14 protein-coding genes are annotated in these 16,027 nt (G+C 71.4%); 1 reads left to right on the forward strand and 13 read right to left on the reverse strand.

All coding sequences use genetic code 11. The features are described 5' to 3' along the window. Positions 1-63: 63 nt before the first annotated feature. Positions 64-1,491, forward strand: coding sequence for a class II fumarate hydratase (locus tag BM430_RS10320; protein ID WP_093567167.1), 1,428 nt, complete (start codon positions 64-66; stop codon positions 1,489-1,491). A gap of 161 nt (positions 1,492-1,652) precedes the next feature. Here BM430_RS10320 and eno read toward each other — a convergent pair whose 3' ends face one another. From eno to BM430_RS10385, 13 genes are all read right to left on the reverse strand, one after another. After that, entirely contained in the window at positions 1,653-2,945 is a 1,293-nt protein-coding gene (eno, locus tag BM430_RS10325) for a phosphopyruvate hydratase (RefSeq protein ID WP_093567168.1), read from the reverse strand. Then, on the reverse strand, positions 2,942-3,940 hold the full coding sequence (locus tag BM430_RS10330) for a phosphotransferase (RefSeq protein ID WP_244539427.1): 999 nt from the start codon (positions 3,938-3,940) through the stop codon (positions 2,942-2,944). The genes eno and BM430_RS10330 overlap by 4 nt, the downstream gene beginning before the upstream one ends. A gap of 234 nt (positions 3,941-4,174) precedes the next feature. Beyond that, positions 4,175-5,218 carry a galactofuranose ABC transporter, permease protein YjfF gene (yjfF, locus tag BM430_RS10335; RefSeq protein ID WP_093567170.1) on the reverse strand — a complete coding sequence of 348 codons (1,044 nt, stop codon included), beginning with the start codon at positions 5,216-5,218 and terminating at the stop codon, positions 4,175-4,177. After that, positions 5,215-6,207, reverse strand: a complete 993-nt coding sequence (locus tag BM430_RS10340; RefSeq protein WP_093567171.1) for an ABC transporter permease — start codon at positions 6,205-6,207, stop codon at positions 5,215-5,217. Before BM430_RS10340 ends, yjfF begins: the two co-directional genes overlap by 4 nt. A gap of 3 nt (positions 6,208-6,210) precedes the next feature. Beyond that, on the reverse strand, positions 6,211-7,755 hold the full coding sequence (locus BM430_RS10345; protein WP_093567172.1) for a sugar ABC transporter ATP-binding protein: 1,545 nt from the start codon (positions 7,753-7,755) through the stop codon (positions 6,211-6,213). A gap of 26 nt (positions 7,756-7,781) precedes the next feature. Further along, positions 7,782-8,774: a galactofuranose ABC transporter, galactofuranose-binding protein YtfQ gene (gene ytfQ, locus BM430_RS10350; RefSeq protein WP_093567173.1), complete on the reverse strand. Its 993-nt coding sequence runs from the start codon at positions 8,772-8,774 to the stop codon at positions 7,782-7,784. 462 nt (positions 8,775-9,236) lie between these two features. Beyond that, on the reverse strand, positions 9,237-10,499 hold the full coding sequence (locus BM430_RS10355) for a methyl-accepting chemotaxis protein (RefSeq protein WP_093567174.1): 1,263 nt from the start codon (positions 10,497-10,499) through the stop codon (positions 9,237-9,239). Between the two features lie 103 nt (positions 10,500-10,602). After that, on the reverse strand, positions 10,603-10,989 hold the full coding sequence (locus BM430_RS10360) for a response regulator (protein ID WP_093567175.1): 387 nt from the start codon (positions 10,987-10,989) through the stop codon (positions 10,603-10,605). A 144-nt stretch (positions 10,990-11,133) separates the two neighbouring features. Continuing rightward, positions 11,134-11,898 carry a ParA family protein gene (locus BM430_RS10365; protein WP_093567176.1) on the reverse strand — a complete coding sequence of 255 codons (765 nt, stop codon included), beginning with the start codon at positions 11,896-11,898 and terminating at the stop codon, positions 11,134-11,136. Continuing rightward, positions 11,895-12,143: a hypothetical protein gene (locus BM430_RS10370; protein WP_093567177.1), complete on the reverse strand. Its 249-nt coding sequence runs from the start codon at positions 12,141-12,143 to the stop codon at positions 11,895-11,897. Before BM430_RS10370 ends, BM430_RS10365 begins: the two co-directional genes overlap by 4 nt. Beyond that, positions 12,143-14,785, reverse strand: a complete 2,643-nt coding sequence (locus BM430_RS10375; RefSeq protein WP_177303007.1) for a chemotaxis protein CheA — start codon at positions 14,783-14,785, stop codon at positions 12,143-12,145. The genes BM430_RS10370 and BM430_RS10375 overlap by 1 nt, the downstream gene beginning before the upstream one ends. Next, the gene (locus tag BM430_RS10380) at positions 14,782-15,153 is read right to left on the reverse strand and encodes a response regulator (RefSeq protein WP_093567179.1); all 372 of its coding nucleotides are present in this window, start codon (positions 15,151-15,153) and stop codon (positions 14,782-14,784) included. The genes BM430_RS10375 and BM430_RS10380 overlap by 4 nt, the downstream gene beginning before the upstream one ends. A 1-nt stretch (position 15,154) precedes the next feature. Next, positions 15,155-16,018: a CheR family methyltransferase gene (locus BM430_RS10385; RefSeq protein WP_093567180.1), complete on the reverse strand. Its 864-nt coding sequence runs from the start codon at positions 16,016-16,018 to the stop codon at positions 15,155-15,157. Positions 16,019-16,027 lie beyond the last annotated feature (9 nt).

Genomic DNA, 16,027 nt, shown 5'->3' on the forward strand with positions numbered 1-16,027 from the left:
CGGAAGGCCCATGGGCCTTCCGCCCATACGCCGACCGATATCCTCCTGGGAGAATCACGCGCCATGACCGAGCCGTCGCCGACCCGGATCGAGAACGATGCCTTCGGTCCGGTCGAGATCCCGGCCGACCGCTACTGGGGGGCGCAGACGCAGCGCGCGCTCGGGGGCTTCGCGATCGGCGAGGAGCGCCTGCCGGTCTGCCTCGTGCGGGCCTTCGGCCTGCAGAAGCTCGCCGCGGCGCGCGCCAACCGCCGTCTCGGCGTGTTGGACCCGTCTCTCGCCGCCCCGATCGAGGCGGCTTCCCGCGAGGTGTGGGAGGGCGGGTTCGACGACCATTTCCCCCTCGTGGTCTGGCAGACCGGCTCCGGCACCCAAACCAACATGAACGCCAACGAGGTCATCGCCAACCGCGCCAACGAGCGCCTCGGCCAGGCCCTGGGGACGCGCAGCCCGGTCCATCCCAACGACCACGTGAACCGGTCCCAGTCGTCGAACGACAGCTTCCCGACCGTGATGCATCTCTGCACGGCACTGGAGCTGCGCGACCGGCTGCTGCCGGCGCTTCACCTGCTGCACGATACGCTGGACGCGAAGGCGGCGGCCTTCGACGACGTGGTGAAGATCGGCCGGACCCATCTCATGGACGCGGTGCCGATGACGGTCGGGCAGGCGTTCCGCGCCTTCGCCGCGCAGATCGGGGCGGGGATCGAGCGCGTCGAGGCCGTGGCCCCGCGCCTCCACCGCCTCGCGCAGGGCGGCACCGCCGTCGGGTCCGGCCTCAACGCGCCGGCGGGGTTCGACGAGGCCTTCTGCGCGGAGGTCGCGGCCCTCTCGGGGCTTCCCGTCATCCCCAACCCGAGCAAGTTCGAGGGGATGGGCGCCCACGACGCCCTGGTCGAGGTTTCGGGCGCCCTCAATGTGCTGGCGGTCTCGGTCATCAAGATCGCCAACGACATCCGCCTGCTCGGCTCCGGCCCGCGCTGCGGCCTCGGCGAACTGGTGATTCCCGACGATGGCCTGTCGTCGTCGATCATGCCGGGCAAGCGCAACGCGACGGTCGCCGAGGCCCTGGTGCAGGCCGCCTTCCAGGTCGTCGGCAACCACGCCACCGTCTCGGCGGCGGGCGCCTCCGGGACCTTCGAGCTGAACGTCGCCAAGCCGGTCCTGATCCACAACCTGCTGCAATCGATCCGGGTGCTGGCGGACGGCACCCGCGTCTTCGCCCTGCGGCTGGTGCGGGACCTCGACGTCGATCGGGACCGGCTCGCCGACAACGTGGCGAACGCCCTGCTGCTCGCCACCGCGCTCAACCCGACCCTCGGCTACGACCGCGTCGCCGCGATCACCCGGACGGCCATGAGCGAGGGGGTGACCCCGCGCGCGGCGGCGATCGCCCTGGGCTTCGCGACGGCGGATCAGTACGACCGCCTCGTCGATCCGGTCGCGATGGCATCGCCCGGTGCCGGCTCGCGCCGGGATCAGGGTCGGTGAGAGCCTGTTTGACTGGTCTGCAAGATTTTTTTCTATCCACGACCTCAGGATGAGGTCGTGGTTGGGATAAATTGCTCGCAGCGCTGTCTTAACAAGTCAAGCGGGATCAGATAGAAGGTTTTATCAGAGACGATCCTTCCCGGTCGCAGTGTTCGTGATGATCACGAGTCCCGCCGGAAGGGCAGGGCCCCCCACCCCGCGAAGCGCGCCTGCGTGCCGAGGCTCTCCTCGATGCGCAGCACCTCGTTCCACTTCGCCATGCGCTCCGACCGGGAGAAGGACCCGACCTTGAACTGGCCGGCGTCCCAGCCGACGGCGAGATGGGCGATGGTCGTGTCCTCGGTCTCGCCGGAGCGGGCCGACACGATGGTGCCGAAGCCGTGCCGCTGGCCGGCCAGGAGCGCGGCGTGGGTTTCGCTCAGCGTGCCGGCCTGGTTGGGCTTGATCAGCACGGCATTGGCCGCTCCGGCCGCGGCCGCGCGCTCGACGCGCCCCGCATCGGTCACGAGAAAATCGTCGCCGATGATCTGGCAGTGCCCGCCATGGGCTGCCGTGAAGGCCCGGAACCCCTCGGCGTCGTCCTCGGCCACGGGATCCTCGATCGACACGATCGGATAGGCGCGAAGCCACCCTCCGAGCATCGCGATCATCCCGGCGGTGTCCAGGGTCCGGCCGTCGAGGGCGAGCCGGTAGGATCCGGTCCGGCCGAATTCCGAGGCCGCGACGTCGAGCGAGATCGCCACGTCGGCCCCCGGCGCGAAGCCGGCGCCCTCGATCGCCAGGACGAGGGTGTCGAGGGCCTCCTCGTTCGCAGCGAAGACGGGCCAGTATCCGCCCTCGTCGGCCACCCCCTGGAGCTTGCCGGCCCGGCGCATCAGGGCGCCGGCCGCGCGGTAGATCTCCGCCGTCCAGTCCAGTGCCTCGGCGAAGGAGCCGGCGCCGGGGCACATCACCATGAAATCCTGGACGTCGACCCGCCGCTCGGCATGCGCGCCGCCGCCGAAGATCTGGATCTCCGGGAGCGGCAGGCGCACCGGCTTGCCTCCCGCGAGCAGCCGCCAGACCGGGAGCCCGGCGACGGCGGCCCTGGCGTGCAGCACGGCCATCGACGTCGCCACGATCGCGTTGCCGCCGAGCCGCGCCTTGTTCGGCGTCCCGTCGAGGGCGATCAGCGCCGCGTCGACGGCGGCGGGATCGCCCGCATCCAGGCCGATGAGCGCCCGGGCGATCGGCCCGTCGACGTGGCCGACGGCGCGGCGCACGTCGAGGCCGCCGAACGGCGCGCCGCCGTCCCGCAGGTCGATCGCCTCGCCCGAACCGGTGGAGGCCCCGGCCGGCGCGATCGCGCGGCCGACGGCGGCGCCGCCCACGCCGACCTCGACCTCGACGGTCGGACGGCCCCGGGAATCCCAGACGCGGCGCCCGCGCACGGCGGTGATGGTCGTGTCGGTCACGGCAGGATCTCCTTCGCCCACTTGTCCCGGACCTGCGCCAGCCGCGAGACGCGGCCCGCGATCAGCGGCCGGGCGACGCGCCGGACGAGGTCGCGGTCGGCCTCCCCGGTGATGTACTCGACCGGCGACTTGCCATCGACGCGGGCGAGCGACAGGGCCGGCAGCAGCCGGGCCGCCCGCGCCTCCAGGCCCTCGGGCGGCTCCCAGGCCACGCCGGCGCGGTACGATTGCGCCAGCGCCTCGAAGCAGGCGAGGTAATCGGCCGCGTGCGCCCGCCGCCAGACGCCCTTGAGGAGCAGGTGGTTGAGGCAGAAGGCGAGGTCGAAGGCCGGCTCGCCGTACCAGGCGCATTCGGCGTCGAGCAGCACGGGTCCGTCCGGGCCGACGAGGATGTTCTTCGGGCTGACGTCGCCGTGCACCAGGGCGAGTCTGGTACCGAGGGTCGCCTGCGACAGGGCGAAGAGCTCGTCGGCGAGGTCGCCGTGCCGCTCCGCCGTCGCCTCGAGATAGGGTTCCAGGCGGATGGCGTGGAAGGTGTCGTCGTTCGCGAAACGGCGCGCCAGGTCGGGCGAGCCGGCGGTCGCCGCGTGGATCGCCGCGAGGGTCCGGCCGACCGCCGCGGCGAAGGCGGGATCGGCGCGGTCCTCGCGCAGTTCCTCCTTCCAGACCGGATGGGTGGCGGGATCGAGGTAGCTCATCGCGAACACCCCGAGTTCCGGGTCGTGCGCCAGGATCTCCGGGACGGCGCGCGGCACGGCGCGCCGAGCCTCGACGAACCAGCCCACCTCGCTCGCGTTGCGCGAGACCGGCGCGGTCCAGTCCCGCGCGACGCGCAGGCGCGCCAGCGCCTTCTTGACGACGAAGCTGCGTCCCCCGGCCTCGACCCGGAAGATGTCCGAGGCGACGCCGCCGGTGAGCGGCACGAGCCGCACCTTTGCGTCGGGCGTCACCAGCCCGGACCGGGCGAGGAATTCGTGGATCGCAGGATCGGCCACGGTCGATGACGCGGCAGTGTCGAAGCCTGTTTGACTTGCGGGGTCAGCACCAAGAGACACTTTCTGCTCCCACCCACCACCTCATCCTGAGGTGTCTGGCGATCAAAGATCGCACACGCAGTGAGCCCCGAAGGAGGCCTCCGGAGACCTCGGAGATTTCTGGAGGCCTCCTTCGAGGCTAGTCGATTTGCAATCGACTAACACCCCAGGACGAGGTCGTTGGTGGGATAAAATTTACCCGTTCGGCAGCGCCCGGGCGGGGAGGGAGCCCGGTGCTGGGTTCTTGCGGGCCGGATCCTTGCGAGTCGTGGCCCCGCCGGGGCGGCGGGCCCGGCGCGCCAGGACGGACAGGCCCTGCTGGAGCGCGATGAAGGCGAAGAGCAGCGCGCCGGTGGCGATCTTGGCCCACCAGCTCGACAGGGTGCCGTCGAAGGTGATGTAGGTGCCGATCAACGCCTGGATCATCACGCCGAGGAAGGTGCCGACCATCAGGCCCTGCCCGCCGGTGAGCAGTGTGCCTCCGATCACCACCGCCGCGATGGTGTCGAGCTCGACCCCGACCGCCGAGAGCGAGTAGCCCGACGAAGTGTAGAGCGAGAACACGATGCCGGAGAGCCCCGCGAGGGCGCTCGACAAGGTGTAGATCGCGATCGTCCGGGCGCCGACGCGCAGGCCCATCAGCCGGGCCGACACGCGGTTGCCGCCGAGCGCGTAGGCCGCGGTGCCGAACCGGGTCAGGTGCAGGAGGATGCCGCCGGCGACGAAGACGGCGAGCATGATACCGGCGACGATCGTGAGGCGTCCGCCGCCGGGCAGGCGCAGGCTCGCCTCGCTCACCGCGCCGTAGAGCGGCGCTGTGATCGGGATCGATTCCGTCGAGAGGAGGAAGCTCGCGCCGCGCGCCAGGAACATGCCGGCGAGCGTCACGATGAAGGGCGGGAGATCGAGGGCGGCGATGATCCACCCCATCGCCGCCCCGAAGGCGGCCGCGATCAGGAGCGCCAGGGCGAAGGCCGCGAGCGGCGGCAGGCCCCAGCGCTCGATGGCGAGGGCGAGGAAGACGCTCGTGAAGCCGATCACCGAGCCGATCGACAAATCGATGCCGCCCGAGACGATCACGATCGTCATGCCGACCGCGACGATGCCCAGGAAGGCGCTGTCGGTGAGGAGGTTGCCGGCGACCCGCGTCGACAGGAAGGCCGGGAACTGCGCGGCGCAGAGCGCGTAGGCCGCCGCGAAGACGAACGCGGTGACGAGGACCGGGAGGTAGCGGTTCACGACGCCCTCCGCCGGAACAGCAGCGACAGGCCGGCGAGCCGGGGCGACTGGACGAGGAGCACGGCGAGCACCACCACTGCCTTGACGAGGAGGTTCGTCTCCGAGGGCAGGCCCGAAAGCAGGATGCCGGTGTTCATCGCCTGGATGATGAAGGCGCCGAGCACCGCGAGCGGCACGCTGAACCGGCCGCCCAGCAGCGAGGTCCCGGCGATCACCACCGCGAGGATCGCGTCGAGCTCGAGCCACAGGCCGGCATTGTTGGCGTCCGCGCCCAGGATGTCGGCGGTGGTGACGAGGCCGGCGAGCGCGGCGCAGAACCCGCTCCAGACGTAGACCGCGAGCGTCGTCGTGCGCGTGCTCACCCCGGCGAGCGCGCTCGCCCGGGCATTGGCTCCCGTCGCCTCGATGAGGAGACCGAGCGCCGTGCCGCGCACGACCAGCACCGTGACGGCGAGGACGCTGAAGGTCAGGATGATGGGAGCGGGCAGGCCGAGCACCGCGCCGTTGCTGAAGGCGGCGAGGCCTTCGGCGCTGAAGGTGACGATGCGCCCTTCCGTGAGGAGCTGCGCGATGCCGCGTCCCGCCACCATCAGGATCAGCGTCGCGATGATCGGCTGGATGCCGAGCACCGCGACGAGGAGGCCGTTCCAGGCCCCGCACAGGATCCCGGCGCCGAGCGCCGCCGCGAGGACGACCGGCAGGGCGTGCGCGTCGGCGAGGCTCGCGGCGACGGCGCCCGCGATCGCCATGACGGCGCCGACCGACAAATCGATGCCGCGGGTCGCGACGACGAGGACCATGCCGATGGCGAGCAAGGCCACCGGCGCGCCGCGGTTGAACACGTCGATCAGGCTGCCGAACAGCCGTCCGCCCTGCATCCGCAGGTCGAAGAATTGCGGCGAGACGAGCCAGTCGACGACGAGGATCGCCGCGAAGGCGAGGAGCTGCGGGGCGCCGCGCCGGCCGAGATGGAGGGAGAGGGGGGGCATCGGTCAGGCGGCCTCCGCGGCCTCGTCGCCGGCGATCGCCTTCAGGATGGCGGTGACGTCGACGGCGCCGGCCTCGAGGGTGGCGATCTGGGTCCGGTCGCGCATCACCACGACCCGGTCGGCGTAAGTCACGATCTCCTCGAGCTCGGAGGAGATGACCACGAGGGACAGCCCCTCGTCGCAGAGGCGCCGGATCAGCCGGATGATCTCCGCATGCGCGCCGACATCGATGCCGCGGGTCGGCTCGTCGAGGATCAGCACCCGCGGCTCGGTGGCGAGCCAGCGGGCCAAGAGCGCCTTCTGCTGGTTGCCGCCCGAGAGCAGTCCGATCGGCCGTTCGGGATCGGGGGGGCGGATGTCGAGCATGGCGATGTAGCGGCGCGCCAGCGCCTCCTGCTCCCGCCGCGCGATCGGGCGGAACGGCCCCCGCCTCGCCTGGAGCGCCAGGACGATGTTCTCGCGCACGGTCAGCTCGGCGATGATCCCTTCCGTCTTGCGCTCCTCCGGGCAGTAGCCGAACCGGTGGCGGATCGCGTCGCGGGGGTTGCGCAGCCGCGCTGGGGCGCCGTCGATCCGGGCCTCCCCCGCCTCCGCGACCTCGGCGCCGAAGAGGAGGCGGGCGGTCTCGGTGCGGCCGGAGCCGAGGAGGCCCGCCAGCCCGACGACCTCGCCGCGCCGGAGCGTCAGGTCGAAGGGCGCGACGTAGCCGGGTTTCCCGAAATTCTCGAAGACTGCGACCGCGTCCCTCTCGCCGGCGCCGGCAGGGGGCCGGTCCGCATGGCCCGTCGCGGCGGTCGCCTCGCTGAGCTCTCGCCCGAGCATGGCCTCGATCAGCGTCATGCGCGGGAGGGCGGCGGTCGCCCAGGAGCCGACGAGCCGGCCGTTGCGGAGCACCGTGATCCGGTCGGTGACGGCGTAGACCTGGTCGAGGAAGTGCGTGACGAAGACGATGCCGAGACCCCGCGCGGCGAGGCGGCGCATCACACGGAACAGGATCTCGACCTCGTGCGCGTCGAGGCTCGCCGTCGGCTCGTCGAGGATCAGCACCCGGGCCGACAGGTCGACGGCGCGGGCGATGGCGACGAGGTGCTGCACCGCGACCGAGTGGTCGCCGAGGGGCGTCCCTGGGTCGATCCCGAGGTCGAACGCGGACAGCAGCGCGGTCGCGCGCCGGCGCATCTCGCCGTGGCGCACGAGGCCGAACCGGGTCGGCTCGCGGCCGAGGTAGAGGTTCTGCGCCACCGAGAGGTTCGGCAGCAGGTTCACCTCCTGGTAGACGGTGGCGATGCCGAGGGCCTGCGCCGCCTCGCCCGAGCGCGGCGCGATCGGCGTCCCGTCGAGTTCCACCGTCCCGGCATCGCGCGCGACGATGCCGGTGACCGTCTTGATGAGCGTCGACTTGCCGGCGCCGTTCTCGCCGAGCAGCGCGTGGATCTCGCCCGCCCTCAGCGTCAGGTCGACGCCCGACAGGGCGAGGAAACCCGCGAAGCTCTTCGTGAGGCCGCGGACCGCGAGGAGCGGTGCGGCCTCGTCCTGCCTCGAGGACATGCGGTCGTCTTCCGGGACGCGCGGCGTCAGTAGCCGAGACCCTTCTTCGACTCGTAGACCGCCTGCGGGTCGTCGGCCGGAGTGAAGAGCTTCGATTCCGTCTGGATCCACTTCGGCGGGACGGTGCCCTTGGTCTTGTAGGCCATGACGGCGTCGAGGGCCGGGCCGGCCATGTTCGGGGTCAGCTCGACGCTGGCATTCGCCTCGCCGGCCATCATCGCCTTGAAGATGTCGGGCACGCCGTCGATCGAGACGGTGAGAATGTCCTTGCCCGGCTTCAGGCCGGCTTCCTTCATGGCCTGGATCGCGCCGACCATCATGTCGTCGTTGTGGGCATAGACGGCGCAGATCGATTGGCCGCCGCCCTCGGCCTTGATGAAGCTCTCCATCACCTCCTTGCCCTTCGAGCGGGTGAAGTCGCCGGTCTGGCTGCGCACGACCTTGATGGTCGGGGTCGCGGCGATGCCCTGCTCGAAACCCTTCTTGCGGTTGGTGGCGACGCTCGCCCCGACGGTGCCCTGCAACTCGACGACGTTGCACGGCTTCGAGCCCACGGTCTTGGCCAGCCACTCGCCCGCGACCTTGCCCTCGTGGACGCTGTCGGAGGTGACCGCCGTGAGGAAGAGGTCCTTGGCCGAGGAGTCGATGTCGCGGTCGAGGAGCACGACCGGGATCTTCGCCTCGCGCGCCTCCTTCAGGACCGCGTCCCAGCCCGTCGCCACCACCGGTGCCAGGAAGATCGCGTCGACGCCCTGCGCCACGAAGGACCGGATCGCCTTGATCTGGTTCTCCTGCTTCTGCTGCGCGTCGGCGATCTTCAGGGTGACGCCGCGCTTCTGCGCCTCCGACTTGGTGACGGAGGTCTCGGCGGCGCGCCAGCCCGATTCCGAGCCGATCTGCGAGAACCCCACCGTCAGGCCGGCCGCCGACGCAGCCGGCGCGGCGAGGCCCGTCAGCAGCGTGGCGGCGAGAAGAAGGCGATGCGTCCTGCGAAGGCCATGCGTCCGGGCACCGGGCATGAGGCGTCTCCCTGAAGTCCTTGTCGTGGCGCATCTGCGTGCGTCGGCCGAGCATGAAACAGCCGCGATGCCGACGCAATAGTCATATTGTAAGATTTTTTCTCCGCCGCGCGGGTCGGGCGCTGACCAGCCAGCCGCGGGGTCTGCGGGTTCGCTGAGAGCTTGATCGATCGAAGCCCACAGAGTTGACACCCTGAGTGTCATTCCGGGGCCGCGCAGCGGAGCCCGGAATCCAGAACCTCAGGTGTTGGAGAACGAAGCGGAACGCCCTCTGCTTGATTCGGAGCGATCCGCGGCTCTGGATTCCGGGCTCTGCTGCGCAGCCCCGGAATGACCCGGAGGGTTGTCGACTCCGGTGCTACGATCAGACAGACTCCCGGAAGCCGGAGCCCGCGGGGAAACCCGGAGCCGTTCGGTTCACCGGACGACCAGGCGACCGGCGGGCCGCCCGGAGCGATGCGATCAGAACAGCTCGATCATCGGCGCCTCGGGCGCCGTGAAGGCCGCCCCGACGGTGCTCGCATCCGTCTGGCGCTGGACCTGGGTGACGTAGCGCGCCCGCACCGCCTGGAGCAGGCGGTCCGGGTCGATCTGGACCGATGGCCCGGAGCCGTCCAGGGTGGAGCGGAGGTCGGCGAGAAGGCCGTGCAGCATCCGCACCGATTCGCCCACCGCCTCGATCTGCTGGCGGACCACGTCCTGGAACTGGATCTGGCCGAACACGGTGAGCACCTGGTCGCCGACCCGGCCGCTCAGCGCCTCGATCTCGCCGAACTCGGTCTCCGCCATGCCGGTGATGGCCCGGGTGGTGTCTCCCACGATCCCGTCGAGGTCGCTCATCATGGTCCGGATGCGCGCCTCCTCCGCCCGGGTCCGCTCGGTGCCGCGGACCGCCACCACGACATCGTCCACGGTCTGCTGCACCGTCGCGACCCGGCGCCTCGCCTCGGCGATCGCCTCCTGGGAGCCCTGGGCCAGGGCCTGGAGCTCCCGGGCGATGACCTGGAAGCCGGCACCGTGGCTGCCGGCGCGGCTCGCCTCGATGTTGGCGTTGAGCGCGAGCATCCGCGTGGCGGTGCCGATCTTCTCCAGCCCCGCCGTCAGCGTGTCGAGGCTGTGCATCTGCTCGCCGACCCCGCCGATGGCGGCGAGCTCGCCGCGCGTGCCCTCGAGGCGATCGAGCAGGTAGGCGTTGAGCCTCTCCGCGAGGCCGTGCAGGGCCGCCTCGCTGTCGCCGGCGAGGCCCACCATCCGCCCGCGGGTGCGCGTGACGCAGGCGGCGCTCCGGCTCTGGGCCGCGTCGAGGGACTGGAGCGCCGCGATGATGTCGGCGGCGGCGGTCTCGGTCTGGGTGACGATGCTGCGCAGGTGCTGCTCGGTCACGCTGAAGAACGGGTCGAGCTGCGCGAGGGTGCCGGCGGCCTCGGCCGCGGCGGGGACCGGCCCCGTCCCGGCGACGGGACCCACCGACGGCGCGGTACCCGTCGGCGGACCGAGCGAGGCGGAAGGCGGGAGGCCGGCGGCCGGCATCGCCCCCGCCTTGCGCTGCAGGAACCGGACGGCGAGGCCGCCGCAGCCCGCATAGGCCCCGCCCAGGATCAGCGACGAGGGCTGGACCACGCCGAGGATCCAGAGGGCGGCGCCGACCGTGACGCCCGCGCCGGCGCCCAGCAGCAGCGCCGTCAGGTCGGACCGGGCGGGAGCGGGGAAAACTGCGATCTGCATCGGGCACGACCCGCTGGAGAGAGGAATCTGGCGCGTCAGCCCGGGGGGCCGGTCCGAGCATGCGGAGGGCGAGGCCGCCGGATGGGGCGGCCCGGCGGAGGGTTCAGGCCGCGCGGGGCTGGACCGCCGGTGCGACCTGCCGGATGACCTGGAGCAGCTGCTCGGGCTGCACCGGCTTCACCAGCCAGCCGGTCGCGCCGGCCTTGCGGGCCTCGTCGCGCTTCTCCTGCTGCGATTCCGTCGTCAGCACCAGCATCGGCACGAAGCGGGTGGCGGCGAGCTTACGCAGCTCCCGGATCAGCTCGAGGCCGTTCATCCCCGGCATGTGGAAATCCGTGATGACGAGGCCGGGCGCGAGGCCCCCCTGCACCTTGGCGAGAGCCGCCTCGCCGGTGGCGGCCTGCTCCGCGGCGTAGCCCGAGCGGGCGAGGATGCCCGACATGCTCGACAGGATCGTCGGTGAGTCATCGACGAGCAGGATGGGATTCATGACAATCAACTCCTCTTCGATCCCCCGCCCGCCGCGCGCGTTCCGTCGGCGGGATCGAGGCACTGAGCCGTGATCCCGGCATCGCATCATCTCGAGCGCAAATTCCCCTGCGGAAAATTGCTCGAATAATCTCTTGTTTTTTGATTAACGCTCAGCTTTTATGATCTTGCTGATGACGTTATCGCAGAGTAATTCGAAATCTTCAACGGATCGTGTCCTGGGCTTGAATTCCTTCACGGGCTGCTGGCGCCCGAAGGCTTCGGCGAGCGCGACGTCGGGGCGGATGCCCGCGAGCACGCGCTCCCGGCCGAACTGGACGGCGAGGCGCTCCAGGATCTCGCGCTGCATGGTCACGCGCAGGTCGACCTGGACGGGCAGGATCGACAGGCCGTGCAGGCCGGCATTCAGCGTGGTGGCGACCCGGAAGAACGAGCGCGCGAACTGCCCGACGCCGTCGATCGCGAGGTGATGCAGGATCGTCGGCACGAGGACGTGGTGGGCGCTGGCCAGCGCGCTGACGAGCAGCGCGTCGGCGGTCGGCGCGGTGTCGATCAGGACGACCTGATAGGTCCCGGCCAGGGGCTCGAGCGCCGCCGCGAGGGCGAGGGGCGGAGCGGTGGCGGTGCCCTCGAAGGCCCGGTCCGCGGGCAGCACGTCGACATTCGGAGAGGCGGTCGCCCGGACGCCGTCGCGGAGCGACGCCCCGGCCCCGCGGAACACGTCGTGCACCGTCGTCTGGCCGGGCGCCGCCTTGACGCCGAAGCCGAGGCCGGCATGGCCCTGGCTATCGAGATCGACGACGAGCACCCGCCAGCCGCGGCCGCCGAGCGCCGTGGCGAGGTTCACCGTCGTCGTCGTCTTCGCCGTCCCGCCCTTGCGGTTCGAGACGGCGATCACCCGCGCGCTCATCCGGCCCGCTCTCCCCGCGGCAGGCTGCCGAGGCAGGCGGCCGCCACCGGATTGGCCGGGCGGCCGCGGATCGCCGGAGCCACCGCCATCAGCACCTGGAGGATGGCGGTGTGGGCCCGGTCGAGGCCGGCGACGTCGACCACCGGGTCCGCCATCCCGCGCAGGGCGTCGAGCAGCGGCTCGGATTCCTCGATCGGGCAGTGGCCGGTGAGCAGGAGGCAATCGTCGGTCAGGGCGAAGGGCATCAGACGAGGTCCGGCAGGTTGAGGATGAGGAGGACGCGGCCGTCGCCGAGGAGGGCGGTTCCCGAAAAACCCGGGAGGCCGGCGAGCAGACCCTCCAGCGGCCGCACGATCACCTCCATCCGCTCCCGGAAGCCGTCGACCACGATGCCGACGCGCTCGCGCCCGATCCGGACCACCAGCACCGCCTCCTCGTCCGGCGGTGCGTCCGCCGGCGGCAGGCCGAGGCTGTCGGCGAGCCGCACGAGCGGGATCACCGCGTCGCGCAGGACGAAGGTCTCGCGCTGCTTGATGCGGTGGATCTGGGAGCGCAGCACCCGCACGGTCTCGACGACCGATTCCATCGCCACGCCGAAATGCTGGCCGCGGACCATCACGGTGACGATGCGCGTCACCGTCATGGTGAGGGGCAGCTGCACGGTCACGCAGGTCCCGGTGCCGACCCGGCTGGTGAGCCAGACGTCGCCGCCGGCCTTGCGCACGGCGGAGCGGACCACGTCCATGCCGACGCCGCGGCCGGAGAGATCCGAGACCTGCTCCTTGGTCGAGAAGCCGGCCGCGAAGACGAGGTTGACGAGGTCCTCCGGTCCCATCTGCGCCGCCTGCTCAGGCGTGATCAGGCCGCTGCCCAGGGCCTTCTCGCGCACCCGCTCGGGATCGATGCCGCGCCCGTCGTCGGAGACCTCGATGATGACGTTGTCGTTCTCCTGGCGGGCGGTCAGGCGCAGGGTGCCGTGGTCGGGCTTGCCCGCCGCGCGCCGCGCCTCGGGCGTCTCGATGCCGTGGTCGAGGCAGTTGCGCACCATGTGGATGAGCGGGTCGGCCAGGCTCTCCAGCACGTTCTTGTCGGCCTCGGTGTCCTCGCCCTGGATGACGAGCGCCACCTCCTTGCCGAGCTTGCGCGAGATGTCCCGCACCAGCCGCGGGAAGCGCTGGAACACCTGGCTCACCGGCATCATGCGGATCGCCATCACGCCGACCTGAAGGCCCTGGGCGATCCGGTCGATGACGGCGTACTGCTCCTTGATCTCCCGCCCGAGCTGGCGCGAGCCCGAGACCTGCTCGACCCGCTCGGCGAGGTAGGCGAGGCCGTTCTTCGCCACCGTCAACTCGGCGACGAAGTTCATCAGCGCGTCCACCTTGCCCTGCTCCACCCGCAGCATCCGGGTGGGCCCGCGGCCGTCCTCGGCGGGCCTGGACTCCGCCGGTCCGCTCCCGGCCGGCTTGATCCCGACCGATCGGATTTCGGCCGGCTTGGACTCGCCCGGATCGGCAACGCCCGGCTTGGCGTCGCCCGGGCCGGCCTCCGGCAATCCGGTCGCGGGCCGGGCTCGTGGCGCGGGAGCCGGCGCGCCGGCCGCCAGGGCCTCCCGCAGGCGCAAGGCCCGCGACGCGTCGTGGCCGCCCTCGGCCAGCGCCCGCCGCAGTTGCGCCGCCCAGGCGGGATCGACGTGCGGCAGGCAGCGCTCGACGACGAGGCACACCGCCTCGAAGCGTCCCTCCGCGACGCCGGCATCGGCGGTGACGGCCAGGAGCTCGGCCTGGGCGGCCAGGATCTCCTCGGCGGCGGCGCGCAGGACGGAGGCCGGGGGCGGGGCGAGGGGCGCCTCAGCCCCCGCCGCGTCCGCCGGCACCGGCGCCGGTCCCTGCGCCGGGCCGGTGCCCCCGACCGCCTCGACGAGGCGCAGCAGCAGGCCAGCCTCTCCAGAGGTGGCGGTGGCGGCGATCCAGCGCAGGGCGCAGGCCTGGCGGCTGGCGGGACCGACGATCCGCAGGAGCGCGCCGGCCGCGGCGGCGAGACCGGCCCGGTCGCCGGCGGCGACGAGCCCCTGCGCCCGGGCGGCGAAGTCGCCGAATATCTCGGAATCGTCCTGTGCGCCCCCGAGGACGATCAGGTCCTCCGCCCGGATGCCGGCCACGCTCGACTGGTCGACGACGTAGCGCAGATGGTCGGCCAACGCCTCGGCGGAGGAGGCGGAGACCACCTCGAAGCGCAGGAGGCACACGAACGGATCGAACGCCTCGACCGGCGGGAAGGGCTCGCGCGGCATCGCGCGCACCATGACCAGCCCCGGCGATCCCGAGACGAGATGGGCCGGGTCGTCGCCGCGGTAGAAGCCGGCCTCGTCGGGCTCGTAGCTCCAGGCGGTGAGCGGCCCGATCCCGGCCGCGTACGCAGTGCGCAGGTCCTCCTCCGGCCAGGCGGCGAGCCAGGCCGGCGGCGGGGACGGCTCGGCCGCGGCCGCCGCTTGCGGGGCGGGCCCGCCGAGCCAGCGGCGCAAGCTCGCGACGCGGTCGGTCATCGCCCCCTCGGCATCCTCGGGCAGGCGCTCGCGGGCCTCGAGCGCGTCGATCCAGTGGCCGACGAGGTCGAGGCTGTCGAGGAGGCCGTCCACGACCTCCGGCGCGAGGGCGAGGGCGCCGGTCCGCACCTCGACCAAGAGGTCCTCCGCCGCGTGGACGAGGGCGGTGAGCGGCGCGACATCGAACAGGCCGGAGGTGCCCTTGAGGGTGTGCACCGCCCGGAAGACGTCGTTCAGGGCGTCGGCATCGGGCGACCGCTCGAGCTGCAGCATGCCGCTGCCGGCGATCTCGAGGCATTCCCGGGCCTCGGGAATGAACTGGGCGAGGAGGGCGTTCTTCACGATGCGGCTCCGGCCATCAGGCGGGCGGCGTCGGCCAGGATTTGCGGCTGGACCGGCTTGACGAGGTAGAGGTTGGCGCCCGCAGCAAAGGCGCGGGCCCGGTCGCGCTCCTGGCACTCCGTCGAGATCATCAGGGCGGGGACGGCGCGCAGCTCGGGCGTCGCGCGGCCCTGGCGCAGGAAGGCGTAGCCATCCATCTTGGGCATGTTCACGTCGACCACGAGCAGGTCGAAGCTGCGCTCGATCGCCTTCTCCAGGCCTTCGAAGCCGTTCACCGCCTCCTCGACCGTGAACCCCGCCTCTTCCAGGACATCGCGATAGTACATGCGGACGGTCGTGGCATCGTCCACGACAAGGACACGTGCCATCTCAGGCCTCCGCATCGAGGGGTTTCTGGTAGACGATCGCCTCCGGGAACTTGCGGATGGCGAACAGCGAGGAGATCCGGCTCATCGATTCCGAATGGCCGAGGCAGACGAAGCCGCCGGGATTGAGGGCGTCGAAGATCGTCTGCGCGGCGTCGCGGCGCGAGGCGTCGTCGAAGTAGATCAGCAGGTTGCGGCAGAACACGACGTCGAAGCCGCGGAACTGCCGGGTCGAGAGCGGGTCGGAGAGGTTGACGCGGGCAAACGAGATCGAGTCCCGGATGTCGGGGATCACCTCGTAGGCGCCGCGCACCCGCCGGGTGAACCGGGAGAGCGTGTCGCGGGGTACGTGCTGCACCGACCGGTCGCCGTAGAGGCCGCGCCGGGCCTGCTCGATCACGCCGGTATCGATGTCGGAGGCGACGATCTCGACGTCGTAGCGGTCGATGCCGGCCCAGTTGTCGAGCAGCTGGAAGGCGATCGAGTAGGGCTCCTCGCCGGTGGAGCAGGGCACCGACCAGATCCGCACCGGCTCGCCCGGCCGCTTGGTCCGGGCAATCTCGGGCAGGATCGAGCGGGTCAGGCAATGGAACTGGTATTCCTCGCGATAGAAATAGGTCTCGTTGACCGTCATCAGGTTGACGAGGGCCTGGAACTCGTCGCCGCTGGCCTGGAAGCGCAGCGTGTTGAAGTAATCGCGAAAGGCAATCTGCCCGATCGCGAGCATCCGTTCCTGCAAGCGCTTGTCGACGAAGTAGCGCTTGTTGTCGGCGAACATGATCCCGGTCTTGCGGTAGAAGAAGTCGCGAAAGCGCGTGAAGTCGCTCTCGGAGACCTGAGGCACGCGGGCGGCGGGCAGGGCGCTCATCGGCGGGCC

Source organism: Methylobacterium sp. 174MFSha1.1, assembly GCF_900116815.1.
GTDB lineage: Bacteria > Pseudomonadota > Alphaproteobacteria > Rhizobiales > Beijerinckiaceae > Methylobacterium.

Bases quoted from the DNA above. Each gene is read 5' to 3' on its own strand.
- BM430_RS10320 (WP_093567167.1), top strand. From the start codon at position 64: ATGACCGAGCCGTCGCCGACCCGGATCGAGAACGATGCCTTCGGTCCG.
- BM430_RS10360 (WP_093567175.1), bottom strand. From the start codon at position 10,989: ATGAATCCCATCCTGCTCGTCGATGACTCACCGACGATCCTGTCGAGC.
- BM430_RS10340 (WP_093567171.1), bottom strand. From the start codon at position 6,207: ATGCCCCCCCTCTCCCTCCATCTCGGCCGGCGCGGCGCCCCGCAGCTC.
- BM430_RS10380 (WP_093567179.1), bottom strand. From the start codon at position 15,153: ATGGCACGTGTCCTTGTCGTGGACGATGCCACGACCGTCCGCATGTAC.
- BM430_RS10365 (WP_093567176.1), bottom strand. From the start codon at position 11,898: ATGAGCGCGCGGGTGATCGCCGTCTCGAACCGCAAGGGCGGGACGGCG.
- ytfQ (WP_093567173.1), bottom strand. From the start codon at position 8,774: ATGCCCGGTGCCCGGACGCATGGCCTTCGCAGGACGCATCGCCTTCTT.
- BM430_RS10345 (WP_093567172.1), bottom strand. From the start codon at position 7,755: ATGTCCTCGAGGCAGGACGAGGCCGCACCGCTCCTCGCGGTCCGCGGC.
- BM430_RS10370 (WP_093567177.1), bottom strand. From the start codon at position 12,143: ATGCCCTTCGCCCTGACCGACGATTGCCTCCTGCTCACCGGCCACTGC.
- BM430_RS10355 (WP_093567174.1), bottom strand. From the start codon at position 10,499: ATGCAGATCGCAGTTTTCCCCGCTCCCGCCCGGTCCGACCTGACGGCG.
- BM430_RS10385 (WP_093567180.1), bottom strand. From the start codon at position 16,018: ATGAGCGCCCTGCCCGCCGCCCGCGTGCCTCAGGTCTCCGAGAGCGAC.